The 24,106-nt window shown below is 72.7% G+C and carries 17 protein-coding genes, 1 pseudogene and 1 riboswitch; of the genes and pseudogenes, 12 read left to right on the top strand and 6 right to left on the bottom strand.

The genetic code is table 11. From position 1 onward, the window contains the following. From M2266_RS30705 to M2266_RS30695, 3 genes are all read left to right on the top strand, one after another. Positions 1-3,378 carry a type 2 lanthipeptide synthetase LanM gene (locus tag M2266_RS30705; protein WP_277441544.1) on the top strand — a complete coding sequence of 1,126 codons (3,378 nt, stop codon included), beginning with the start codon at positions 1-3 and terminating at the stop codon, positions 3,376-3,378. Positions 3,379-3,422: 44 nt separating this feature from the next. After that, entirely contained in the window at positions 3,423-5,738 is a 2,316-nt protein-coding gene (locus M2266_RS30700; protein WP_277441543.1) for a TOMM precursor leader peptide-binding protein, read from the top strand. Positions 5,739-6,705: 967 nt separating this feature from the next. Beyond that, positions 6,706-7,326: a SagB family peptide dehydrogenase gene (locus tag M2266_RS30695; protein WP_346780972.1), complete on the top strand. Its 621-nt coding sequence runs from the start codon at positions 6,706-6,708 to the stop codon at positions 7,324-7,326. Positions 7,327-7,351: 25 nt separating this feature from the next. Here the strand turns inward: M2266_RS30695 and M2266_RS30690 are convergent, their stop codons facing one another. Beyond that, positions 7,352-8,029 (bottom strand): response regulator transcription factor, encoded by a 678-nt coding sequence (locus M2266_RS30690; protein WP_277441542.1) that lies wholly within the window; start codon positions 8,027-8,029, stop codon positions 7,352-7,354. 40 nt (positions 8,030-8,069) lie between these two features. Beyond that, the gene (locus M2266_RS30685; RefSeq protein ID WP_277441541.1) at positions 8,070-8,291 is read right to left on the bottom strand and encodes a hypothetical protein; all 222 of its coding nucleotides are present in this window, start codon (positions 8,289-8,291) and stop codon (positions 8,070-8,072) included. A 711-nt stretch (positions 8,292-9,002) separates the two neighbouring features. On the opposite strand from M2266_RS30685, the gene M2266_RS30680 reads away from it, so the two are divergent. After that, positions 9,003-9,980: a LuxR C-terminal-related transcriptional regulator gene (locus M2266_RS30680; RefSeq protein ID WP_277441540.1), complete on the top strand. Its 978-nt coding sequence runs from the start codon at positions 9,003-9,005 to the stop codon at positions 9,978-9,980. A 75-nt stretch (positions 9,981-10,055) separates the two neighbouring features. Here the strand turns inward: M2266_RS30680 and M2266_RS30675 are convergent, their stop codons facing one another. Next, positions 10,056-10,628, bottom strand: a complete 573-nt coding sequence (locus M2266_RS30675; RefSeq protein WP_277441539.1) for a histidine phosphatase family protein — start codon at positions 10,626-10,628, stop codon at positions 10,056-10,058. Between the two features lie 79 nt (positions 10,629-10,707). Continuing rightward, a riboswitch (cobalamin riboswitch) is annotated at positions 10,708-10,856 on the top strand. 36 nt (positions 10,857-10,892) lie between these two features. Between M2266_RS30675 and M2266_RS30670 the strand changes: the two genes are divergently transcribed. The 4 genes from M2266_RS30670 to M2266_RS30655 all read left to right on the top strand — a co-directional run bounded on the left by M2266_RS30670 (position 10,893) and on the right by M2266_RS30655 (position 14,600). Then, entirely contained in the window at positions 10,893-11,114 is a 222-nt protein-coding gene (locus M2266_RS30670) for a CbtB domain-containing protein (protein WP_277441538.1), read from the top strand. Between the two features lie 15 nt (positions 11,115-11,129). Next, positions 11,130-11,912, top strand: coding sequence for a CbtA family protein (locus M2266_RS30665; protein ID WP_277441537.1), 783 nt, complete (start codon positions 11,130-11,132; stop codon positions 11,910-11,912). Between the two features lie 92 nt (positions 11,913-12,004). Then, the gene (locus M2266_RS30660) at positions 12,005-12,412 is read left to right on the top strand and encodes a (2Fe-2S) ferredoxin domain-containing protein (protein ID WP_277441536.1); all 408 of its coding nucleotides are present in this window, start codon (positions 12,005-12,007) and stop codon (positions 12,410-12,412) included. A 118-nt stretch (positions 12,413-12,530) separates the two neighbouring features. Continuing rightward, positions 12,531-14,600: an APC family permease gene (locus M2266_RS30655; RefSeq protein ID WP_277441535.1), complete on the top strand. Its 2,070-nt coding sequence runs from the start codon at positions 12,531-12,533 to the stop codon at positions 14,598-14,600. 236 nt (positions 14,601-14,836) lie between these two features. Here the strand turns inward: M2266_RS30655 and M2266_RS30650 are convergent, their stop codons facing one another. The 3 genes from M2266_RS30650 to M2266_RS30640 all read right to left on the bottom strand — a co-directional run bounded on the left by M2266_RS30650 (position 14,837) and on the right by M2266_RS30640 (position 17,411). Further along, entirely contained in the window at positions 14,837-16,252 is a 1,416-nt protein-coding gene (locus tag M2266_RS30650) for an MAB_1171c family putative transporter (protein ID WP_277441534.1), read from the bottom strand. After that, positions 16,249-16,884, bottom strand: a complete 636-nt coding sequence (locus M2266_RS30645; RefSeq protein ID WP_277441533.1) for a ParH-like protein — start codon at positions 16,882-16,884, stop codon at positions 16,249-16,251. Before M2266_RS30645 ends, M2266_RS30650 begins: the two co-directional genes overlap by 4 nt. Before the next feature lie 98 nt (positions 16,885-16,982). Next, positions 16,983-17,411: a helix-turn-helix domain-containing protein gene (locus M2266_RS30640; protein WP_277441532.1), complete on the bottom strand. Its 429-nt coding sequence runs from the start codon at positions 17,409-17,411 to the stop codon at positions 16,983-16,985. A 569-nt stretch (positions 17,412-17,980) separates the two neighbouring features. Between M2266_RS30640 and M2266_RS30635 the strand changes: the two genes are divergently transcribed. The 4 genes and pseudogenes from M2266_RS30635 to M2266_RS30620 all read left to right on the top strand — a co-directional run bounded on the left by M2266_RS30635 (position 17,981) and on the right by M2266_RS30620 (position 24,055). Beyond that, entirely contained in the window at positions 17,981-19,186 is a 1,206-nt protein-coding gene (locus M2266_RS30635) for a hypothetical protein (protein WP_277441531.1), read from the top strand. Positions 19,187-19,247: 61 nt separating this feature from the next. Further along, complete coding sequence (locus M2266_RS30630) at positions 19,248-21,335, top strand: tetratricopeptide repeat protein (protein ID WP_277441530.1); 2,088 nt, start codon at positions 19,248-19,250, stop codon at positions 21,333-21,335. Next, complete coding sequence (locus M2266_RS30625) at positions 21,332-21,868, top strand: flavin reductase family protein (protein WP_277441529.1); 537 nt, start codon at positions 21,332-21,334, stop codon at positions 21,866-21,868. The genes M2266_RS30630 and M2266_RS30625 overlap by 4 nt, the downstream gene beginning before the upstream one ends. Positions 21,869-21,993: 125 nt before the next feature. Next, a pseudogene (locus tag M2266_RS30620) lies at positions 21,994-24,055 on the top strand (restriction endonuclease). The last annotated feature ends 51 nt before the right edge of the window (positions 24,056-24,106 follow it).

Below are 24,106 nucleotides of genomic sequence, written 5' to 3'. Positions count from 1 at the left end.
ATGACGCTCGACCTGCAGGCCTGGCTCACCACCCCCGCCGTGCCGGGACCGGCCACCGGGTCCCCGGCGGGCGACGGCACGCTCCTGCCCGGCGTCCCGCGCGGCGACGACCGGCTGCGCGCGGTGATCGCCCTGGCCGCCTCCTTCCCGGAACGCGCGGCCGCCGGCTCCCCACCGGCTGACGGGCGGCCGCCCGTCTTCACCGCCGCCGAGGACGAGCAGCACAGTCGCTCCACGGCCGTCGCGGGCTGGCTGCGGCGCGCGGCGGGCGAACCCGCGGCGGCCGGGGTCCTGCTGGACCACCTGGCGTCCACCGGCCGCGAACTCGGCGAGGGGCTGCGGCCCGTCGCCCTGCGCGACCCGTCGGTCGTCCCGGACTGGGCGCACGCCCTGATCGGCTTCCTGCGCGCCCAGCCGGCCGCCCCCACCACCGCGACCACCGCACCCGGCGCGATCACCGCCTCCTTCCGCACCGCCGCCGGGGCCCTGCTGCCCTACGACGCGACAGGGGCCGGGAACACCGCGTCCGTGCTCGGCGTCCAGGTGCTCGACTCCGCGAAGGCCGACCTGGCCGAGACCCTCGTACGGCGGCTGACCGAGGCGCTGGACCTGCCGATGCGCTACGAGGTCCAGTCGTCGTCCGCGCACCCCGGCGGCGGCGACTGGGACGCGCAGGGCGGCCCGGACGCCTCCCAGGAGGGCTGGCTGGCCCGGCTGGAGCGGCTGCCCGCGCTCGCCTTCCTCGTCGGCACCGTCTGCCGTCACTGGCAGCACGTCTACACCGAAATGTTCGCCCGGCTCGCCTCCGACCGCGACCTGCTGCGCGCCCGCATGTGGGACGGCACGGACCCGGGCGCTCTGGCCGCCGTGCACGGTGACGCGGGCGACCGCCACGCGGGCGGACGGTCCGTCGCCCTGCTGTACTTCGCGGACGGCCAGGGCGTGGTCTACAAGCCGAAGGACCTGCGGCACGCCACCGCCTACATGGACCTGGTGCGCGACCTGAACGGGGCGGGCCTGTCACCCGCCCTGCACGTCCGCACCGTGCTGGTGCGCAGCGACCGCAGCGCGCCGGACGGTGTCGTCACCGCTGGTTCCGGTGAGCACGCGCCCGACCACGGCGACGCCTACGGCTGGGAGGAGCTCGTCCCGGCCCTGCCGTGCACCGACCGCGACGGCTTCGCCCGCTTCTACCGCCGGCTCGGGATGACCGTCCGGCTGGTGCAGCTGCTCGAAGGCCGCGACCTGTGGTCGGACAACCTGCTGGCGAGCGGCGAGTACCCGGTCATCACGGACCTGGAATGCCTGCTCTACCCGCGGGTGCAGACCCCACCGGCGCTGCCCGCGGGGCAGGGCGGGCTGCTGGACGTCCTGGAGTCCACCGTCGTGCGCACGGCCATGGCCGTGCAGCCGTGGGTGCCGTCCAAGGACCGCCCGGTGGTGGACATCGGGTGCCTGTCGCGCGCCGACGACCTGGAGATCGAACCCGGCAAGCCCGCCCTGCCGCTGCCGCCGTACCGGCCGGTGCACGACGGGGAGAAGGCCGACCCGTGGGAGTACACGGACGAGGTCGTCGCCGGCTACCGCGACATGCACCGCACGCTCGCCGGGATGCGGGAGCGGCTGGCGGCCACCGACGGCCCGCTGGCCGGCTTCAAGGGTGTTTGGGTGCGTTACATCTGGCGGCACACGTGGGACGGCTACAAGATCCTGCGGACCTCGACGAGCCCGCTGGCCCTGTCCGACGGCGCCACCCGCGAGACGGTGATCGCCGGCGCGCTGCGCGGCGCCGTGGCCGCCCGCGCGGGCGACAGCGCCCGCGGCGACCTGCTGGAGGTGGTACTCAGCGAACTCGACTCCTACCGCGTCCTGGACATCCCGTTCTTCCGCTCGATGACCACGTCGTCCTCGGTGTTCACCGCGCAGGGGCACGAGATCCCGCACCACTTCCAGAGCACCGCCTGGGACCGGCTGCACGCCCGGATCACCGAACTCGACCGCTTCGACCTGGATCTGCACACCGCGGTCCTGTCCGGTTGCGTCGACGCGGCCCGGTCCGGCACGCAGCTCCCCGCGGCCGCTCCCGCCCGCACACGGACCGCGCTGTCCGTACCGACCGCCGGTGAACTCCTCGACCAGGCCGTGCGGCTGGGCGACCAGATGCTCGCCGACCGGCAGCGCACCCCTGCGGGCGGCGGCTGGATCGGGTTGAGCTGGTACCCGGCGACCGGGCTGCGCCAGGTCGAGGTGCTCAGCGGCGTCGACCTCGTCACCAGCGGCGTCGGCGTGGCGCTCTTCCTCGCCGAGCTCTGGTCGGCGACCGGGTCGCCGCGCTTCCGGCAGGCGGCGCACGAGACGCTGTGGGCCGCGGCCGCCCTCATCGACCCGCGCCACCCGGCCTCCTTCGGCTTCGCCCGCGACACCCGGCTGGCCTCGGGGGTCCCGGTGCCCGGCGGCCTCGCCGGCCCCGGCTCCCTCATCCACGCCCTGGCCCGCGGCGCCGAGTCCCTCGCCGAGCCCGCGTTCCTCGACGTGGCGCGGGCGCTGGTGCCGGGAGCGGCCGCCCTCGCGGCGGCGCCGGCCGGCCGGTCCTCGGCCCGGGACGCCGACCGGCTCCCGTACCAGGACGGCCCGTTGGGGACGGCTGGACTCCTGCTGAACCTGCTGCGGCTGCGCCGTTCCACGGGCGCCGGCCCGGCGGGCGCGGCCGGCGACGCCGACGCGGCCATCCGCGACCTCGCGGAAGCCGCCCGGCAGGCTCTGGCGGCCGACGCCCCGACCGGTCGCCGCACCAGCCCGGCGACCTTCCTCGACCTGGTGCCGACCGGTGCCGACAGCATCGCCGCGGCCCTCGCCCGTACCGTCGCGGAAGCGCCCGGCCTGCTGGCCGACCCCGACGCCGCCCGCGCGCTGCTGCGAGCGCACCGGTTCACGACGACCACCCGCGGCGGGCGCCTCGCCTGCCTGGACACCGCCGTCTCGCTGGGCACCGGCGCCGTGCACCCCGGCGACCTCGCCGGGCTCACCCCGCCCGTCACCGCCGCCGAGGTCGCGGCGCTGGGCACCCGTGAACTGGTGGCCGCCGCCGGCGAGGCCCTGACCTCGGCCGAGGCCGGACTGCTGCACACCCTGGACGACGACCTCGGCGGTACCGCCGCCGCGGCGCTGGTGCCGGGACCGTTCTTCGACGGCCGGGAAGCGGCCGGCGTCCTCGTCGCCGAACTGCTGCGCCGCCGCCGGGACACCGGCAGCTGGTTCGGGGACCGCGCCGCCGACGACCGCGTCAACCTCGGCGCGCTGGACGGAGGTGCCGCCGTCGGCCTCCTGCTGCTGCGGCTGATCGACCCGGCCACCGCCCCGCTCGCCACCCTGCGCTGAGCCCGGCCGCCCGACCACCTACGGATACGGATTACGGAGTCACCATGACCAGTACCCGGCCGACGCCCGGCATCGGCTTCAAGCGGCACTACACCCCCTACGTCGTGGACGGCGAAGCCGTCTACCTGGTGTCCGAGCGCGGCGTCAGCGTCGTCAACGGCGCGCTGGCCGAACGGCTGGCGCCGCTCCTGGACGGCACGAGGAGCGCCCTCGAGATCGGCGCGGAACTGGCGCCGACGGTGCCCGCCGACCGGGTCACCACGGCCCTGGACCGGCTCGTCGCCGGTGGCTGGGCCGCGGCGTCCGACCCGGCGACCGACCCGGCCGCCGCCGGATTCTTCGAGATGGCGGGCCGCGACGGCGACACGGCCGTCGCCGCCCTGCGGGACGCCCGGGTGCGGGTGGAGGTCTACGGAAAGGTGGCGCCGGAACCGTTCGTCGCGGCGCTGCGCGCGGCCGGCGCCGCGCACGTGGAACTCGGACCGGCGGACGGAGACGCCACCGGCGCCGACCTCGTCGTCGCGCTGACCGACGACTACCTCAACCCCGGCCTGGCCGCCCGCAACGCGGCCGCCCTCGCGTCCGGCACCCCGTGGATGCTCGCCCGGCCGGTCGGCTCGATCGTCTGGGTGGGACCGGTCTTCGTCCCGGACGCGCCCCCGTCCGCCGACACCGCGGAGCCCGTCGCGGGAACCGGCTGCTGGGAGTGCCTCGCGCACCGGCTCTCCGCCAATCGCCAGTCGCTCAGCTACCTCCAGCACCGGCTGGGCCGGGACCAGCCGGTCCCGACCGTCGGCGCGCACCTGGCGCCCACCGCCGCCATCGGGGTGCAGCTGGCCGCGCTGGAGGCCGCCAAGTGGGCCGCGGGCGTCCGCCCGGAGAAGGCCCAGGTGCTGACGTTCGACACCGTGCTCGCCGAAGCCGAACGCCACGAGCTGGTCCGCCGCCCGCAGTGCCCGTCCTGCGGCGACGCCGCGACGATGGAGCGCCGCCAGCTGGCACCGGTGCGCTTCGAGAGCCGCGCCAAGGCGTTCACCGCCGACGGCGGCCACCGGTCCTCCTCGCCCGAGGACATGCTGCTGAAGTACCGGCCGCAGCTCAGCCCGGTCACCGGTGTGGTGACCACCCTGGTGCCCGCCGAGCGGACCCCCGGCGGCCTGCGCGTCTACGTCGCGGGCCAGAACCTCGCCCGCCAGGTCGGCGACCTGCGCCAGCTCCGCACGGGGCTCCGCAGCATCAGCTGCGGCAAGGGGCGCACGGACTCGCAGGCGCGGGCGAGCGCCATGGGCGAGGCGATGGAACGCTACTCCGGGGTGTTCCAGGGCGACGAGGCACGCCGCACCGCGAGTTACGAGCAGCTCGGCGAGCAGGCCGTGCACCCGTCGACCAGTCTGCTCTTCAGCGACCGGCAGTTCGCTGAGCGGGAGCTGTGGAACGCGAAGAAGTCGATGTTCAACACGGTGCCCGAGCGGTTCCGCGAGGACGCCGTCATCGAGTGGTCGCCCGCCTGGTCGCTGACGTCGCAGCGCACCCGCTGGCTGCCGACCATGTCGCTGTACTACGGATACCGGCACAACGGCCCGTTCTTCGCCATGGGCGACTCCAACGGGGCCGCCGCGGGTACCTCGTTCGAGGACGCGACGCTGCAGGGCTTCCTGGAGCTCGTGGAACGCGACGCGGTCGCCCTGTGGTGGTACAACCGCGTCCAGCGCCCGGCCGTCGACCTGGACTCGTTCGGCGACCCGTACATCGACCGGATGCGCGAGGTCTACGCGGGCCTGAACCGGGAGATGTGGGCCCTGGACCTGACGGCCGATTTCGGGATCCCGGTGGTCGGCGCGTTCTCCCGGCGGACCGACAAGCCGGCCGAGGACATCCTGATCGCCTTCGGCGCCCACCTGGACCCGCACATCGCGCTGACCCGGGCCCTGACCGAGATGAACCAGTTCCTGTCACCGGTGGCCGACGCCGGACCCGGGGAGACGGCGTACTCCGGCGCCGACCACGAGCAGAAGGCCTGGTGGACGAGTGCCACGCTGGCCAACCAGCCCCACCTCAAGCCCCTCGACGGCCACGCGCCCGCCACGGCCGGCCGCTGGGACCCGCTGGCCGCCGACGACCTGCGCACGGACCTGGAGACGGTGCAGCGCCTGGTGGCGGAGCACGGCATGGAGATGCTGGTGCTGGACCAGACCCGCCCCGACGTGGGGCTGCCCGTCGCCAAGGTGATCGTCCCCGGGATGCGGCACTTCTGGGCCCGCTTCGCGCCCGGCCGGCTCTACGACGTTCCCGTGCGGCTGGGATGGAAGGCCGCGCCCACCGCGGAAGCCGACCTCAACCCCACCGCCATCTTCATCTGACCGCAGGACGGAAGGCGCGCCATGACCATCACAGAACAGCCGCTGACCACCGCCGCAGCAGAACTGTCGCGGGTGCGACGGATGCTGACGCTCCGCCAGGACGTGAAGGTGGCGGCCGAGGGTGACGACGTGGAACTCACCCACCCCTGGGGCCGCCAGCGCGTCCACGCGCTCGGCGCTCCGACCGTGCGCCGGCTGCTGGCGCTGGGCGCCGGCCCGGTCGACGCCGACGCGCTGGCCGGGGACCGCGATGCCGCCCGGCTGCTGAGCCTGCTGGGACGCTTCCCCTATCTGGTGACCAGCATCCTCGACGACCCGCTGACCGGGCCGCTGGCCACCGCCGTGCCGATCGCCCGCTCGGCGTCCACGCCCGGGGCGCCGGACCTGGGCGGCACGCCCGTGGTGCTGTCCCGGTTCGCGTACCTGCGCAGGCTGCCCGACGGACCCACCGACGGCGGCGGGGGCGCGATCGGTCAGGGCTGCGTCATGGAGTCCCCGCTGGCGCCCTACCGGGTGACACTGCACCTGCCCGCCGCGGCGGCGTTCGTCGCGGCCCTGACCACGCCGCGCACCGTGGCGGAGGCCGCCGCGCTGGCCGGGCTGCCCGAGCAGTCGGGCGCCGCGCTCGCGGCGCTGTTGGCGGGGACCGGGTTCATGGAGCCGGCCGGGGGCACGGCGGCCGACGCCGGTCCGGCGCTCCCGGCGGCGGACCCGCCGCTGTGGGACTTCCACGACCTGCTCTTCCACTCCCGCAGCCGGGCCGGCCGGCACGACTACACCAGCGGCGGCGTCTTCGCCCACCAGGACGTACCGCACCCGCCGGCCCTGCCGGGCGCGGGCAGCAACGAGGACGAGCCGGGCATCGACCTGCCGGTGCCGGACTGGGACGAGGTGACCGCCCGGGACCCGCGGCTCACCGAGGTGCTGGAGGGGCGCCGCTCGATCCGCACCTACGCGGGAGACCCCGGTGACGCTGGAGCAGCTCGCCGAACTGCTCTACCGGGCCGCCCGGGTGCGGCAGGTGATCCCGCGCGACCCTTCGCACCCGAACTCGTACGACGCGATCGACCGCCCCTACCCGGCCGGCGGCGCCACGGGCGAGCTGGAGATCTACCTGTCGGTCGCCGCCTGCGAGGGGCTGCCGACCGGGGTCTACCGCTATGACGCGGCCGCCCACCGACTGCAGCCGCGCCGTTGGCACGGCGCGGCTGACGAGGCGGCGTTCAGGGAACTGCTGACGGCCGCCTGGCGGGCGACCAACTGCACGGTGAACCCACAGGTGCTGCTGACGGTGACCTCGCGGTTCGGCCGGCTGTCGTGGAAGTACAGCCAGATCGCGTACGCGCTGACGCTCAAGCACGTGGGAGTGCTCTACCAGACCCTGTACCTGGTGGCGACGGCGATGGGCCTGGCACCGTGCGGACTCGGTTCCGGCGACACCGACGCGGCGGCGCGCGCCCTGGGTCTGGACTGGACGTCGGAGTCCTCGGTGGGGGAGTTCCTGATCGGCAGCCGCCCGGCGTCGGGTTCCGGCAGCCTGCCGCAGGGCTTCTGCGACATTGTCGACACGATGCGGGAGCAGGGCTGAGCGGGGGAGGGCCGACGAGGCGGCCCTACAACCAGTCGTTCTCGCGGGCGATCCGTATGGCGTCGCACCGGTTCCTGGCGCCGGTCCTGGCGATGGCGGACGACACGTAGTTGCGCACGGTCCCCGGCGACAGGGACAGCTGGTTCGCGACCTCGCCGATGGTGCTGCCGGCGGCCACCAGCCGCAGGACCGCGAGTTCCCTGCGGGTGGGTGTGTCGGGGCCCGGCCGGATCGCCACCAGTACCAGCTCCGGGTCGAAGACCCGTCGTCCCGCGGCGAGTTCGCGGACCGTGCCGATGAGCCGTTCGGGCCGTACGTCCTTGCGGAGCATGCCGTGCACACCGTCGGCGTAGGCGCGCTGCACCTCGTCGGCGCGGGGCGCCGCACCGAGCAGCAGGACGGCGGTGCGCGGGGAGAGCGTCCGGATCAGCTCGGCGGTGCGCAGTCCGCCCGCTCCCGGCACGTCGAGATCGACGACCGCCAGGTCGGGCCGGCCCCCGGCGGCCTGGGCCACGGCGCTGTCCGCGTCGCACGCCTCGGAGCAGACGGTGAGGTCCGGTTCGCGGTCCAGCAGGGCGCTCAGGCCGGAACGGAAGAGGTGGTGCCCGTCGGCGAGCAGGACGCTGGTGGTCGTGGTCGTCGTCGTGGCCGCCGACGTCGGGGCGGGCGGGAGGTCCTGTGGTCGGTCGAGTGCCGTGGTCATGTGTCCCGTACTCCCTTCGTCCCCGGATGCGAACCGCCGCTCAGCCCCAGCCCCAGGTGTCCGGGTTCGTCGGGTCGGGCGTGACCGGCGGGTGGGTGGGCGCCGGGGTGGGAGTCGGTGCCGGCGTGGGACCGTCGGCCACGACGCTGACGGAGTGGGCAGGAGCGGTGGCGGGGGACGCGGCGCCCAGGGAGCTCCCCACGGAGACGGACGCACCGAGGATGACAGCGACAGAGGCGATGGATACCGCGAGCTTGCGCATAGGAATGCCCGAGCCTTCCGTTCGTGGGGATCCCGGACTCCCGCCGGGGTCATGGAAACCGGTGCGAAACCGGCTGGTGGTGCTGGTGTTTCCCGCTTCGGATGGTCCGGCTGCCGTGCCGTTCTTCCGACACCATGAGAGTGGCCCGCGGATGACCCGGCTGTCTGTAGCCGGAGCTGTCACCAAGGTGCACTGGCACTCTCGGGCCAGCTGCGGCCGCCGGACGCGACGTTCGAACGACCCCGACGCCTCAACGACCCCTGGCATCACCGCCACCCCATGAACACCACTCGCCCCATGCGCCCGTGCCGACTTCCCCACCGCGGCCTGTCAATGGCGCATGGCAGGAAGGTGACACCGCCGGTGGAAGGGGGGTGCGGGAGCGGTAGAAGGGGTTCCCCTTACAACCTTCTGAACTGCGTCTTTACCGCGCGCCCGCGGGCGGGTCGCGATCGATATGTCCGCGCACCCCGTCCGGCCACGCGTTTTCCCCAGAATCGGAGCATCCGAAGCCCTCACCTAAGGTTGCTGTACGGCTACGCTGACGCCCTGAGTCGTGGTCGAACACCTTCAGCGGGGTGTTCCTCGACGGCGTTTTTGTCACGGGCGGGTGCGTCGAAAGCTGACCACCCAGGGGAGCTCGGGGGGTACCAGTTGAGTGAACGGCTAGTTCTTGACGCGGTGGCCGAGGGGGTCTATCGGACGATGCTCATGCATCCCGAGTTAGACATCCCCGACGTGGCCGATCTGCTGGAGCAGTCGGTGGAAGCCATACGCGGTTCGCTGGACCAGCTCGCCGACCTCGCGCTGGTCCGCCCGGCAGGACCGGCCGGGCGCTGGCGCGCCGTCAATCCCGAGCTGGGGCTCGCCGCCATGCTCGCCCGTCAGGAGGCGGAAGCCCAGCGCCGACAGAACGAGATGGACCGCAGTCGCCACGCGATGGCCAGCCTGATCACCGAGTTCGCGACGACGCGTCCGGCCAGCAGTTCCTCCGGCGTCGAGATCCTGTGCGACCTGGGCGAGGTCCGGGTCCGGCTGGAGGAGCTGGCGGCCGACGCGGCGGGGGAGGTGCTCTCCTTCGCACCCGGCGGGCCGCAGCCCGCGCATGTCATGGAGGCCAGCCGCGACCTGGACCAGGAGACGCTCGACCGCGGCGTGCGGATGCGGACCGTCTACCTCGACAGCGTCCGCAACGACCCCGCCACCGTGCAGTACGCGCGCTGGCTCAGCGAGTTGGGCGGCAGCGTCAGGACCACGCCGACGCTGCCGCTGCGCATGATCATCGTCGACGGCAGGACGGCCGTCGTCCCCGTCGATCCCGAGGACCCGCGCAAGGGCGCGGTGCTGCTGCACAGCCCTGGTGTCATCGCGGCGCTGCGGGCCCTGTTCGAGCAGGTGTGGGACCAGGCGCGGGCGCTCGGCGAGACGCCGACCCGCGACCCCTCCGGACTCACCGTCCAGGAGCGCCAGTTGCTGCGGCTGCTCGCGTGCGGGCTCACCGACGAACGGGCCGCACAGCGGCTGGGCGTCTCGCTGCGCACGATCCGCCGGATGATGGCGGACCTCATGACCCGCGTCGACGCGCGCAGCCGCTTCCAGGCCGGCGTGCAGATCGCCGCGATGGGCTGGCTCGGCGCCCGAGCCCCCGCGCCGCTCGGTGTCAACATCAACGCGGTGCCCGTGGAGTGACGGTGGGGGAGCGCGGCCGGCGCTGCCGCGGCGGAACTGCCGCCGCCGACCGCCGGGAACGAACGACGGCGCCGGTCAGCGCGTCAGCGGGCGTCCGCACCGCAGGTTCCACCGGCCGGCGCGGCCGGTCAGCTCGGTGACCGTCAGCGGCAGGACGTCCAGGCGCCAGAACGCCTGCGGCGGGAGGCCGAGGGCGTGGACCAGGGCCGCGCGTACGACCGCGGGCTCCACGACGGCGAGCACCCGCCCGCCGTCCGGCGCCCGGTCGTCCAGCCAGCCGCCGACCCGGCCGCACAGCTCCGCCAGCGCCTCGCCGCCGTGCGGGGCCGCGGCGGGGTCCGACAGCCAGCGGGCCACGCCCTCCGGTTCGGCGGCCGAGACCTCGTCCAGCCGGAGCCCCCGCCAGCGGCCCAAGTCCCAGTCCCGCAGCGGCTGCTGCACCTCCGTTGTGAGGCCGAGGAGTTCCGCGGTCCGGCGGCAGCGCGCCGAGGAGGCGGTCGAGTACGCGCCGGCGCCCGGCAGTTCGGGCGCCGCCGCCCGCGCCCGTTCCTCTCCGGCGCCGGTCAACGGGCTGGTTCCGTCGTCGAACCGCGCCTGCCCGAAGGCCTCGCTCTCCGCCGAAGAGACCAAGAACACACGCACCGTCATCCCCGCCACCCCTCCCTTGCCCCATCGGCCCCGCAATGGAACACATCGTCGCAGGTTGGCGCGTATCGCCTTGCGCACGGCCTTGGCCGCGGGTGTCGCTTCACGGTACGGTTCAGCCCGACACGACGACGGTGTGAACGGAAGCCCGGTGAGAATCCGGCACGGTCGCGCCACTGTGAACCCGGCCCAGCCCGGTAAGTCAGACCCGGCACCTTCGTCATCAGCACCACCAAGTGGGACGCGTGTTCCCGAGGAGGCACTGCCATGGCCCAGTCCGCTGCACCCGCGGCCGCCAGTCCGGCCCTTCCCGTCACCCCGCTGCCGCTGAAGGCGATCCTGCCCTGGGCAGTGTTCTTCGGCGTGTTGGCGCTCGTCCTGATCTACTTCGTCGGTGCGGAGCAGGGCGCCACGTCCCTGGTCGCCGGAACGGACGTTCACGAGTGGGTCCACGACGGACGCCACCTGCTCGGCTTCCCCTGCCACTGATCGGAAGCCGCACCGATGAACTCCACCACAGTGCGCTCCCTGCTGGTCCGGGGGATGCTCGCCGGGCTCGTCGCGGGCCTGTTGGCCCTCGTCGTCGCCTACTTCCTGGGCGAACCGAGGATCGACGCGGCCATCGCCTACGAGGACTCCCACTCCCACGAACACGAGATGGAGATCGTCAGTCGCTCCCTGCAGTCCACCGCGGGACTGGCGACCGGCGTGCTGATTTTCGGCGTCTCGCTGGGCGGGATCGCGGCCCTCGCGTTCTGCTTCGCCCTGGGCCGCGTCGGCCGCTTCACGCCGCGGGCCACCGCCGCGCTCATCTCGGGCGCGGCGCTCCTCACCGTCTACCTGGTGCCGTTCCTGAAGTACCCGGCCAACCCGCCGTCGGTCGGTGACCCGGACACCATCGGCAAACGCACCACCCTGTACTTCCTCATGATCGCGCTGAGCGTGCTGCTCGGGGTGGCCGCCGTCATCCTCGGCAAGCGCCTCGCACCGCGCCTGGGTGCCTGGTACGCCAGTGTCACGGCCGGCGGCGCGTACGTGCTCGCCATCGGGCTGGCGTACGCGTTCCTGCCCACGATCAACGAAGTACCCGCGGACTTCTCGCCCAGCCTGCTGTGGCAGTTCCGCGTGTCCGCCGTGGCCATCCAGCTCACCCTGTGGACCGCCTTCGCCCTGGCGTTCGGCTACCTCGCCGAGCGCGTGCTCCTTCCCCGGCCCGCTGGGAGCGCGGTCTCGGAAGCGAACAGCGACAGCGACACGGCGGCCCGGACGGCCGCCTCCACCGGCTGACACCGACCGACACGACCACAGCCCGCCGGGGTCATCCCGGCGGGCCGCGGTCGCGCCGTGCCGCAGGCCGGCACGGCGCCGAAGGAGTGCGTGTGACCCTCCCGTTCAGCGGGCCGTACGCGACACGGCCCTGCACCCTGGTGGTCTGCCGGGGGTGCTGCTGCGGCAACGCGAGCAAGCACCCGGGCACCGACCACCAGCGGCAGTTGGACCGGCTGAGCGCCGCGGCGGCCGCTTCCGGCGGCCGTCTCGCACTGCGCACCACCGACTGCCTCGGGCCCTGTGACCAGGCGAACATCGTGGTCGTCCAGCCGTCCGCCGCGGGCCGCCGCAAGGGCGGCCGGGCCGTGTGGATCGGCTTCGCCACCGACGACGGCTCCACCGACGACATCCTCGCCTGGGTGGCCTCGGGCGGCCCCGGCGAGACCGACCCGCCCGCCACCCTCGCCCTCCAGATCGTGACCCCGCGCCGAGCCACCCCGTCGCGCGGGGGCCGCTGAGCGCCGTTGTCGAGCCGGGCATCCCGATAGGCCGAGTACTGGGCCGCCCGGACCACCGGGGCATGCCCAGCCGCGCGGCGCTGATCCACTCTCCCGGCCTGCCCCTACGCTCACCCGCGTGGCGAGAATCGTGGATGCCGTCAAACGGCTGGTCATCGGCCCGGCGTTGCCGAGCGAAGGGCTGCAGGAGACGCTGCTGCCCAAGCGGCTGGCACTGCCGATCTTCGCGTCGGACCCGCTGTCGTCGGTCGCGTACGCAACGCAGGAGATCCTGCTGGTGCTCACCCTCGGCGGGCTGGCGTATCTGCACCTGACCACGTGGGTGGCGATGGCGGTGGTCGGCCTGATGGCCGTCGTGGTGCTGTCCTACCGGCAGGTCGTGCACGCCTATCCGTCCGGCGGCGGGTCGTACGAGGTGGTCGCCACCAACCTCGGCTCGTCCGCCGGGCTGGTGGTGGCCGCGTCACTGCTCGTCGACTACGTGATGACGGTCGCGGTGTCGGTGGCCTCCGGCGTTGACAACATCATCTCCGCGGTCCCGTCCGTGAATGAGTACCGGACCGTGATGGCCGTCGCCTTCGTCGCGCTGCTGGCGGCGATCAACCTGCGGGGGACGAGGGAGTCGGGGCGGGCCTTCGCCGCGCCCACCTACCTGTTCATCGCGGGCGTGCTGATCATGTGCGCCACCGGGCTGTTCCGCTGGCTGGTGGGCGACGCGCCGGTGGCGGAGTCCGCCGCGTACGGCATCACCCCGGAACCGGGCGACACCAACCTCGCAGGATTCGCTCTGCTGATGCTGGGACTGCGCGCGTTCTCCAGCGGCTGCACCGCCCTCACGGGCGTCGAGGCCATCTCGAACGGGGTACCGGCCTTCCGCAAGCCCAAGTCCCGCAACGCCGCCACCACGATGACCGCGATGGGGTTGATCGCGGTCGTGATGTTCTCCGGCATCACCGCCCTCGCGATGATCGCCGACGTCCACATCACCGACGACACCTGCCGGCTGACCGGCGTCACCGGCGACTGCGCGTCCACCCCGCAGCGCACGGTCATCGCCCAGCTGGCCTCCGCGATCTTCGGCGGGGACCAAAGCTTCGGCTTCTTCTTCATCCAGGCCGCCACCGCGCTCGTCCTCGTCCTCGCGGCCAACACCGCGTTCAACGGGTTCCCGTTGCTGTCGTCGATCCTGGCGCAACACCGCTATCTGCCCCGTCAGCTGCACACCCGCGGCGACCGTCTCGCGTTCTCGAACGGCATCGTCGCGCTCGCCGTCGTCGCAGGCGCCTTGTTGTGGGCGTACCACGCGTCGGTCACGAGCCTCATCCACCTGTACATCCTGGGCGTCTTCACCTCCTTCACGCTCTCCCAGACCGGTATGGTCCGGCACTGGAACCGCGCACTGCGCACCGAGACCGACCCGGCGCTCCGCCGCAGGCACCGGACCGCGCGGGTGATCAACGGCGTCGGGGCGTTCGTCACCGGACTGGTGCTGGTGATCGTGCTGATCACCAAGTTCACCGAGGGCGCGTACCTGGCGGTGATCGCCGCGGTGTTCCTGTGGGTGAACATGCGCGCGATCCGGCGGCACTATGAGAGGACCGCCGCCGAACTGGAGGTCGACGAAGCGGCGCGGGAGCCGGCGCAACCCGTCCGCGTGCACGCCATCGTGCTGGTCTCCAAGATCCACAAGCCCACGCTGCGGGCCCTGGCCTACGCGCGCGCCTGCCGCCCCGACACCCTGGAAGCGCTGACCGTCGATGTCGACCGCGACGAGACGAAGGCGTTGCAGACCGCGTGGGACACCTTCGACGTGCAGGTGCCGCTCAAGACCCTGGCGTCGCCCTACCGGGAGATCACCCGCCCGGTGGTGGGATACGTACGTTCCCTGAACCGCGCCAGCCCGCGCGACATCGTCAGCGTCTTCATCCCCGAGTACGTCGTGGGGCACTGGTGGGAGAACGGACTGCACAACCAGTCCGCCCTGTGGCTGAAGAGCCGGCTGCTCTTCACCCCCGGGGTCATGGTCATCAGCGTGCCCTGGCAGCTCAGTTCGTCTGAGCTCAGACCGCACCGCCCGTCCCGCCGTGCCCCCGGATCCGTCCGCCGCGGCGAGCCCACCCCCGGGGCGGACACCAATGGTCACGGGGGGAATCCGGACGCCGAGCCGGAAGCGCGAGCGCGCCGCTGAGCTCCGCTTGCGCCGGTCAGCCCAGCGCCGCCAGTTGGCCGATCAGGCCCATCCGGGGCGAGATGCCCAGCCTGGTGTAGGCGTGGCTCAGGGGGTACTCGACCGTCTTGATGTCGAGGATCAGGTGCCGGGCGATCTGCCGTTGGTCAGGCCGGTGGCGGCCAGCCGCCCCCGGACCCCAGGGTGAGCGCGCGCCGTTCGCTCAGCGGACCGGTGCCGGACGGGCCCGGGGGCCGTCAGGAACGCTGGTGCGACGCCCTGTCGACCGAGGTGAAAGGGGGCGTGCGCGGCTCGGTACCGTCGGGGCCGGCGTCCAACCCGGCCCGTACGCGCCGGCGGACCCGCTCGACGGCGGGGGAGCCGACGAAGGCGTCCGAGACCTGCATGAGCCAGGCCGTCTCGGCCTCGACGCTCGCCCGGACCTTCGGTGGGACGTACCCCTCACAACCGCCGGGGGTGGAGCGGCGACCCGATCGCGCCGCCTCCAGGGCGGCGGCGATGGTCGCCGCCTCCACGATGGGCGCGAGCCGTTCCGAGGCCGCGTCGAGACCCGAGCCCTCCGCTTCGGCGGTCCAGGCCGCCACCTCCGGATGGAAGTACGGGCGCAGCGCCAGTTGCCCGTCCCGGATCTCGATGATGCGGCGGTACAGCGCGAACCGGGCACCGAGCGGCAGCATGAAGCCCAGCCGCAGGGCGGGCCCGGTCAGCGATGTCTCCGGCAGCGCGGCATGCATCGCGGTCCACAGCGGGCCGATCCGGCGGTAGCCGTGCCAGGCGCGCAGCCAGCCGGCCGGCGTGGGCAGCTCCCGCCCGACCGGCATCCGTTGCCGCAAGCCCGCGGCGGCGTCCTGCGCCGCGCTCCAGGGCGGGCCGATCCAGCGCAGGCCGCGCCAGGAGCGCAGCCGGGCCGGCGCCCGCCGGACCCGGGCCGCCACGGGCGGCCACCAGGACGAGGATGTCGTCCCGCCCAGGCCCAGCGTGAGGCAGACCAGGGCGGCCAGCGCCGAGACCGTGCTCTCGCAGCCGTCCTCACGGCCGGTGGCCAGCGCGGAGAACACATCGCCCAGACTCCACAGCGTCCACAGCAGCCCCAGGCCCGCGCTCGCGGTGATCAGTCCGAGGCCGCCGCGCAGCCGCCGCGAGCGGATGTACCGGCTGTGGCGCCGGATCAGCACGATGAACACCGTCAGGCACCACGCGGTGTGCAGGGTGAGCAGGGTGTTGTACGCCGCCAGGAACCCCTCGCGCCCGGGGGCCGCGACCAGGTCGCGGCCGTCCCGGGTCACCCCGGCGCACACGTACGCGACGAGGCCGGCGACCATGACCACCGACGTGCCGGCGAGCTGGCGCCGGACGGCCTCGCGGCTGTGCGGCTCGGCCCCCGCCGAGCGCGCGACCAGCGCGAGGAACGCCATCGCCGCCAGGTTGCAGCACTGCCCGGCGGGCGCGGTCCACAGCGCGAAGGGCCCCGTCCGGCCCGCCAGCCGGGTGGTCGCGGGGGACAGGACGGCCAGCGAGGCCCCCATGGACACCGCGCAGCCGAACAGATGGCGCACGGGAGCGCCGGTCGAGGTGCCGCGGAGGGTGAGGAGCTTCCAGCAGACGCCCGCCAGAACGATCAAGCAGCCGGTCAGGGCCACCGCGTCGGTCACCTATCGGTCCCCGGGCCCGGAATCATCCGACCGGGAAGCGTGCGCAAGGGCCCGACGACCGCGGTGGTCCTGATCGGGGTGGCGCCGGCGAGCCCGACGAGCGGTCCGAGCCGGGCGAACGCCCCGGCGATGTCCAGGTCCTCGTCCGAAGGGAGCCAGGCGTCGCGCGCGCGCCTGACCTTGCGGGCCGGCCGGTGCAGGGCGAGCGAGGCGATGAGTTCGGCCTCCTGTTCCTGGACGTCGGAGTAGACGGTGCGCCCCAGCACGCGGCGGACCAGTTCGCCCGACAGATGGGGCAGGAGCACCCGGGACGCGGAGGAGCCGAGGTGGGCGACGCCGGCGTGGCCGCGCACGAGGTGACCCACCTCGTGCAGCAGGATGTGCTGTTGGTGCAGGGCGCTGGTGCTGGTGGGATAGCCGATGTAGTCGGCCCGGTCGGTCGTCACCAGCATGCCGCAGGGTGTGCACGCGTGCGGCGGCAAGGGGACCAGCACCAGCGGCCGCCCCCGTTGTTCCGCCAGCGCGTCGGTGAAGGCGGTGGCGTCGAACGGTCGTGGCAGCGGCAGTTCCGCCACCGTCCGCCGACATCGCCGCCATAACATCTTGTTCTGCTGTTCCGCGTAGTCCCCCATGAAACCCTCCCCGGGCAAGGCACACACAACGATCAGCAACCGCTCATGAGCGATATGAGCGATGAGCGATCCTATGCCCAGGGGTGGACGGGTGGATATCAGTCCGTGCGGCGCAATCCCGCCTCTCTGCGGGCGATGACCTCGATCATGTCGCTGATGGTGCCGAGGCCCTCGGGCGACAGGTTGACCGCGCGCAACGCCACCTCGCGTACTCCCGCGTCCCGCAGCGCCCCGAGGAGCTGCAGCTCCTGCGCGATCTGGGCGCTCTGCTGGTCGTCGAAGAAGTACATCGGGGGCACCTGAAAGAATTGCGCCAGCGCTTCGAGGTGCCGTTTGGTCGGATTATCCCTTCTGCCCGTGCGCAGTTGCCACAAGTAAGTGGCTGAAAAGCTCTCCCCGGTGGCCTCGCGGCACGCCCGCGCCACTTCCTCGTGGGTGTACGGCGTGTGGTCAGGGCCGCGGACGACATCGAACAGTCGGTCGATCTTGTCCGCGAGCGTCGGGGTGCCGGACGTCGGATCAGGCACCGCATACCTCCCTTGGTCGAGTGCCCTGCGTATCGCCTGTGGTGAGCGCGGGTGGAGAGCGCTCTGCGTCCTCCGCATCCTAGTTGGTGGCGCTCGAGTTCTGACCGCCCCTGCTGTGGAGACCGGGTGCATGTTCGCCGAGTTGTAAACCTGCTCTCAACTGGCCTGATCTGAACGGTTGTTGGCTGGTCAGAAAAGGCGACGTCCTGTCAGATGTACGCCGTGTCCGACTGTTGACGGCTGGGAACGACGCGTGCCAGCCTGTGAGCGGAGATGAATGGGAGAACAAACTCCATTCACATCAGTCTCCGCTCTGCGCGACATCCCACGGAAAAGGAGCACAACATGAAGAAGATCGTTGTTCGCAAGGCCGGGACCGTCCGTCTGACCTCCGCCGCGGCGTCCTGCTACTGCGGTGGCACGCCCGTCCTCGCCTGACCTCTTCCTTCCGAGCCGCGGCGGGCCGGTGCTGACCGGCCCGCCGCGGCTCGTGGAGCTCCCGCCGGTCCGGGCCACGGAGTCCGCGGCCCGGACCGGCACCTTCGCGGACCAGTGACAGTGAGGTAGAGATGGACGCCGCGGCAGTGGACCTCGACCGACCCCTGAGGCTGTACCCGCTGACCTTCCTCGAAGAAGGCGACGAGGTCACCGTGGGACGGGCCGACATCGATTCCTACGGCCTCTTCCCCGCCGACGGCGCCGCGCTGCTGCGCCGCCTGGAGACCGGGGAGACCCCGAACGACGCCGCCCGCTGGTACAGCACCCAGTACGGCGAGACCGTGGACATGGTGGAGTTCCTCGAGGTCCTGGAGGCCTTCGAGCTGCTCGTGCCGGACGGCGAAGAGGTCGTCGAGGCGGGCGCGGTGCGCTGGCAGGGGCTCGGCCGGGCGGTGTTCTCCCCGGTGGCCTGGGTGCTGTACGGACTGCTGTTCATCGCGGGCATCGTCGCGATGTTCCGCGAACCGGCCGTGGTCCCGACCTACCACAACATCTTCTTCACCACCTCGTCCCTGGTGGCACTCGCGCTGGGCAACGTCCTCGGCCAGGCGCCGTGGATCCTGCTGCACGAGTCCTACCACGCACTGGCCGGACGCAGACTGGGCCTCAACTCCTCCCTCAGCATCGGCCGGCGCTTCTACTACCTCGTCTTCCTGACCAAGCTGGACGGCCTCGTCGCCGTACCCCGGCGCAAGCGCTACCTGCCGATGCTCGCGGGCATGCTCGTCGACGTCCTGGTCGTCACCGGGCTGACGCTCGCCGCGGTGCCCCTGGTCTCGTCCGACGGCTTCGGCGGATTCATGGGCCGCTTCCTGCTCGCGATGGCCTTCGGCACCTTGCTCCGGTTCGCCTGGCAGTTCTACTTCTTCCTGCGCACCGATCTGTACTACCTCGCCATCACCGTCCTGGGCTGCAACGACCTGCAGACCGTCTCCAAGGGCATGCTGCAGAACCGGTTCTACGGCCTGATCGGGCGGCGCGACAAGCTCGTCGACCCGGAGACGTGGACCCCGCGCGACCGCGAGGTCGCCCGCTGGTACGTCTGGCTGATGGTCACCGGCTACGCCATCCTCACCGGACTGCTGGTCACCGCCGTGATCCCCGCCGCCATCCGGATCACCGAGATGGCCGTCAGGAAGCTCTTCTCCGACATCTCGCCGCTGAACGTCCTGGACGTGACCGTCTTCCTGGTCCTCAACTTCGGCGAGCTGATCCTCGCGGGCATCATCGCCGTCCGCGGCTACCGCCGCCGCACCATCGCCGCCCCCGCCAACTGACCCGACGGAACAGCAGCCCGACCGAACAGCAGCCCGACAGACCCGCAGAGGAGCAGTCCGCATGAACGAGGTTCTCCCCACTCACCACTGGGTTCGCGGCGGCCTGCGCAGGGACCGGGAGGCCGCCGTCGAGCGGCTCGGCCTGCCGGCAGGACCGGTCATGACCGTGGACGCGCACCGCGGACTGCGCGGACCGTACACCGCGGCCGGAACCCTCGTGCGCGCCATGGTCCCCGGCGTCCTGCTCCGCGACGGCAAGCTGGTCGAGCGCTACGACATCGAGCTGCTCTCCGCCGCGCCGGACCTCCGCTCCGTCGTCCCCAACTCCCGCGAGACGCTGACCTCCATGGCGCTCCCGGCGGAGCGCACCCGCTACTACGCCCGGCTGCGCACCACGCGCATCTCCAACGGCCTGGTGGAGTTCGTGCGCGACGGGCTGACCGCCGACGGGCCGCGTGTCCTGGTCGTGGAGAACGCCGACCAGGCCGAGACCACCGACCTGGAGTTCCTCACGACCCTGGTGCGACGGATCGACCCCGCGCTCCTGACCGTCGTCGTCTGCGGCGGCGCCACCGGACCCGTCGACGAAGCACTGCTCGCCGTCCTCGCCTCCCGCGCCCAGGTCACCGAGGTCCGCGAAGGCGCTCCGGCGGCGGCCGGGCCCGACGACGCGTGGGCCTACGTCGCCTCGGACTGCACCACCGACGAGCCGGCGCCGCGTGCGGCCTACGAGGCACTCGACCCCACGGAACGGGCGCTGCTGCACGACCGGCGCGCCGCCGAACTCGACGGACTGGACGACGAGTCGCTCCGGCTCGGCGCCATCGCCCACCACCTGGAACACGGCTCCGACCCCGGCGACGCGGGCGTGCGGGCGGTCTTCCACGCCATGGACCACAGCCTGTGCAACGGGTTCTACGAGGCGTGCGTCGACTACGGCCGGCGCGGGTTGGCGCTCGTCGACCCCAGAACGGAACACGACCGCTGGTGGGCCTTCACCAAGGGCGTGACGCTCTGCCTCTCCATCCTCGGCCGCACCTACGAGGCCGAGAAGCTGGACGACCAGGCCCGGCTGAACTCCGTGAAGCCCGCCGTCCACATGGCCGCCGCGTACAACACGGCCATGCTCTACACCCGGCACAACGACCCGGAGGACCGCGACGAGTTCAAGGCCAAGGCGTGGCTGAACTCCGCCATCGCCACCGCCTCACTGATCGAGAACCGTAGTGACCGGGCCTTCCAGAGCGCCTTCTACAAGAACGGCCTGGCCCTGGTGGAGGTCAACCTCGGCGAGCCGACCGAGGCTCTGCGCCTGGTCGACGAGGCGATCAGCAGCCTCGACGAGCTGCTCGGCCCGGACGAACATGTCCTGCACCGCTCGGTGCTGAAGAACAACCGGGCCCGCGTGTACCTCAGCCTGGGCCGGATCGAGGAGGCCCTCGCGGACTACGCGATCGTCATCCGGGAGGACCCCAACCACGCCGAGCACTACCTGGAGCGCGGCAACATCCTGCGCCGCCTGGGCCGCCCCGAAGAGGCGCTCGAGGACTACGCGCGGGCCATGCGGCTCTCCCCGCCGTTCCCGGAGATCTACTACAACCGCGGCGACCTGCGGCTCACCGAGGGCGACACCGAAGGCGCGCTCGCCGACTTCAGCTACGTCATCGAACTCGTCCCGGAGTTCACCGACGCGTACGTCAACCGGGCCGGCCTGCTGCTGGAGGCCGGCGAACTGGACGCGGCGGAGCGGGACGCGACCACCGGTCTCGGCCACGAGCCCGACAACCCTTATCTGCACGCGGTCCTGGGCCAGGTGCACGCGGAGCGCGAGGAGTTCGAGGCCGCCAAGGCCGCCTTCGACCGCGCGCTCGCCGTCGACCCGGACATGATCACGGCACTGTCCGGGCGCGCCGCCCTCGCGTACGACATGGGCGAACTCGACACCGCCGCCGTCGACCTCGGCCACGCGGTGGAACTGCAGCCGGACGACCCGGCCCTTCGCTACAACCGGGCCTTCGTCCACCAGGACACCGGTCGCTGGGACGAGGCCCTCGCCGACCTGGAGATCGCCGCGGGACTGGCACCGGAGGACCCGGACATCACCGAGGCGCTGGACACCTGCCGGCGCAAGGCGGCAGCCGCCCGATGACCGCTGACGGCGCGATGACGACGGACGGGCCGGTGACGGCGGACGGGCCGGTGCGCGAACAGCAGCGGCCGCTGCGGTCGGTGCTCGGCCGCTTCGCCACCGGCGTGGCGGTCGTCACCGCCGTCCGCCGGGGGCGCCCGGCCGGACTGACGGTGAACTCCTTCACCTCTCTGTCCCTCGACCCACCGCTGGTCCTGTGGTGCCTCAACCGCGCTTCCACCCACCGGGCGGCCTTCACCGCCGCCCCGCACTTCGCGGTCCACCTGCTCGGCGCCGACCAGCGCGAACTGGCGATCCGCTTCGCGGGCCCCGGTGACCGCTTCGACCGGCTCAGTACCCGGCCGGGACCGCACGGGGTGCCCCTCCTCGACGGCACGATCGGCACGCTGATCTGCCGCCGCGACCGCATCGTCCCCGCGGGTGACCATCTCGTCCTCATCGGCGAGGTACTCGACCACCACGCGGAGCCGGGCGCGCCGCTGCTCTTCCTCGACGGCCGTTTCCACCGCGGTCCCGCCCCTGAAACGACGTGAACGGGTAGCGACCGGCCGGTCGCCGACTAGAGTCGGATCACCGCGAGACGTCGTATTGCTGGTGGGTGAGCCAGTGCACAGTTCCGGGTCCTCGAGGCGACCCGGAAGGAGGGGTGCGTGCCCGGATGAGTAGCAGCTCCAACCGGTCGATGGGCGTGTGGGCCGAGGCAGAGCGGCAGCGGCAACGCCAGTCGGAGGCGCGTCAGCGGCAACAGCGCGCCGCCGAGCGGGAGCTCGCCCGCAGCAACCGCGAACAGCAGGTGGCGTACCGGCAGCGCCGTGACGCGGAGGCCATCCGGCTCACCGGGGAGCTGGAAGCACGGGTCGAGTCGCTGAGCCGGCTGCTCGCGGCGGGTTGCCGGGCACCGGCGTTCCGCACGACCGCCCTGCTGCGATCCGAGCAGGTGGAGCCGTTCGCCCCGGGCCCGCTCGCCGTTCCGGTCCCGATGCCGAACCCCGGTGCCTACCAGCCGGAGTCCAGTTGGGGGTTCGGTGCGCGGCGGGCGCAGGAGGAGGCGAGGTCCCGGTACGAGCGCGATCTGTCGGCGGCCAGGACCGCCGAGGAGCGGCGCCAGCAGCAACTGACCTCCTACGGGCGGCAGTACGACGAGTGGCGTGCCGGGCGGCTGGCGGAGATCCGGCGTCACAACGCCGGCATCGCGGAGAACGTGGCCGGGCTGCGCCGCGGGGACCCCGAGACGGTGGTGGAGTACTTCTCCGCGGCGCTGTACGCCTCCACTGCCTGGCCGGAGGGGTTCCCGCGCCAGGTGTCGTGCGCGTACGACCCGTCCGCCCGCCGGCTCGTCCTGAACTGGGAGCTGCCCGGGTACGACATCGTGCCCGCGGCCCGGTACGTGCGGTACCTGCCCTCCGTGGACCAGGACAAGGAGACGGCCAGGCCGGTGGGGCAGCGCCGGGCTCTCTACCGCGACGTGCTGGCGCAGTCCGTCCTGCTGGCGCTGCGCGAGCTGTTCGCGGCGGACGAGTTCGGCACGCTGGACTCGGTCACCCTCAACGGCTTCGTGGACGACCACGACCCTTCGACGGGGCTGCGGGCCCAGCTCTTCCTCGCCACGGTCGCGGCGGACCGCGAGGTCTTCGAACGGCTGAACCTGGTCCAGGTCAGCGCCGTGGACTGCCTCGTCGACGGCCTCGGGGGCAAGCTGTCCGCGCGCCCCGACCAGCGCACGGTGGTGCGGACCGGCACGGTGCCGGGAGACCTGGGCCGGGGCACGGTCTCGCACGGAGGCGGCGAGGACCCGGACCTCTTCGAGATGGACCCGATCGAGTTCGAGTCGCTGGTGGCGGAGCTGTTCCGGGCCCGGGGCATGCAGGCGGTCATGACGCAGCGCTCCAACGACGGCGGCGTCGATGTGGAGGCGCTGGACCCGGACCCCATCAGCGGCGGCACGATCATCGTGCAGGTGAAGCGCTACCGGCACACGGTGCCACCCACCGCTGTGCGCGACCTGTTCGGCACGGTGCAGGGGGCGGGGGCGAACAAGGGCGTGCTGGTGACCACCTCGAAGTTCGGTCCCGGCTCCTACACCTTCGCCGACGGCAAGCCGCTGACGCTGATCTCCGGTCCCGAGCTCGTCGAGCTGCTGGGACAGCACGGACTGCGCGGCCGGCTCGGCGGCGGTCCGGCGGCGGTGCCCGCTCAGCGGGCGGCTTCGCCGACCCCGGCGGCCGCCCCCGAACCCGAGTACAACCTGCTGGGGATGTCCTGGACCGGGAGTGTCGCACTGGATGTGTGCGCGCTGGTCTGCCAGGGGAACCGCGTGCTCAGCGATGACCACTTCGTCTTCTTCAACAACGCCCGGACCCCCCGACGGAACGGTGTCCGCGGTGGCTCGGCCCGCCCGGGACAAGGCGGCCCTCCGCGTCGCGTTCAACTCCCTGCCGGCCCGTGCGGACCGGCTCGTGCTGGCGGTGTCGATCGACCCCGAGATCAATCCGGCCGCGGATCTCGCGGGCTTCACCGATTCGTTCATCCGTCTGTCGGACGGGTCGGGGGTCGAACTCGACCGGCTGGAGGTCTCGGACGGCCGGCCCGGTGAGACCGCGCTGATCCTCGGCTCCTTCCGCCGCCGCGGCAGCGGCGACTGGGAGTTCGTCATCGGCGGCAAGGGATACGAGGGCGGACTGGAAGCGCTGGTGCGCGAGTACGGCATCGACGTCGGCTGAGACCTGCCGCGCCGGTGCCGTGCCGGGGCACGGTGAGCTGCCGGCCCACGC

The sequence above is a fragment of the Streptomyces sp. SPB162 genome (assembly GCF_029504575.1).
In the GTDB taxonomy this organism is placed as follows: Bacteria; Actinomycetota; Actinomycetes; order Streptomycetales; family Streptomycetaceae; genus Actinacidiphila.
This window is presented reverse-complemented; position numbering and strand designations above follow the sequence as displayed.

Bases quoted from the DNA above. Each gene is read 5' to 3' on its own strand.
- M2266_RS30700 (WP_277441543.1), top strand. From the start codon at position 3,423: ATGACCAGTACCCGGCCGACGCCCGGCATCGGCTTCAAGCGGCACTAC.
- M2266_RS30630 (WP_277441530.1), top strand. From the start codon at position 19,248: ATGAACGAGGTTCTCCCCACTCACCACTGGGTTCGCGGCGGCCTGCGC.
- M2266_RS30635 (WP_277441531.1), top strand. From the start codon at position 17,981: ATGGACGCCGCGGCAGTGGACCTCGACCGACCCCTGAGGCTGTACCCG.
- M2266_RS30670 (WP_277441538.1), top strand. From the start codon at position 10,893: ATGGCCCAGTCCGCTGCACCCGCGGCCGCCAGTCCGGCCCTTCCCGTC.
- M2266_RS30690 (WP_277441542.1), bottom strand. From the start codon at position 8,029: ATGACCACGGCACTCGACCGACCACAGGACCTCCCGCCCGCCCCGACG.
- M2266_RS30675 (WP_277441539.1), bottom strand. From the start codon at position 10,628: ATGACGGTGCGTGTGTTCTTGGTCTCTTCGGCGGAGAGCGAGGCCTTC.
- M2266_RS30680 (WP_277441540.1), top strand. From the start codon at position 9,003: ATGCATCCCGAGTTAGACATCCCCGACGTGGCCGATCTGCTGGAGCAG.
- M2266_RS30685 (WP_277441541.1), bottom strand. From the start codon at position 8,291: ATGCGCAAGCTCGCGGTATCCATCGCCTCTGTCGCTGTCATCCTCGGT.
- M2266_RS30705 (WP_277441544.1), top strand. From the start codon at position 1: ATGACGCTCGACCTGCAGGCCTGGCTCACCACCCCCGCCGTGCCGGGA.
- M2266_RS30645 (WP_277441533.1), bottom strand. From the start codon at position 16,884: ATGGGGGACTACGCGGAACAGCAGAACAAGATGTTATGGCGGCGATGT.
- M2266_RS30665 (WP_277441537.1), top strand. From the start codon at position 11,130: ATGAACTCCACCACAGTGCGCTCCCTGCTGGTCCGGGGGATGCTCGCC.
- M2266_RS30625 (WP_277441529.1), top strand. From the start codon at position 21,332: ATGACCGCTGACGGCGCGATGACGACGGACGGGCCGGTGACGGCGGAC.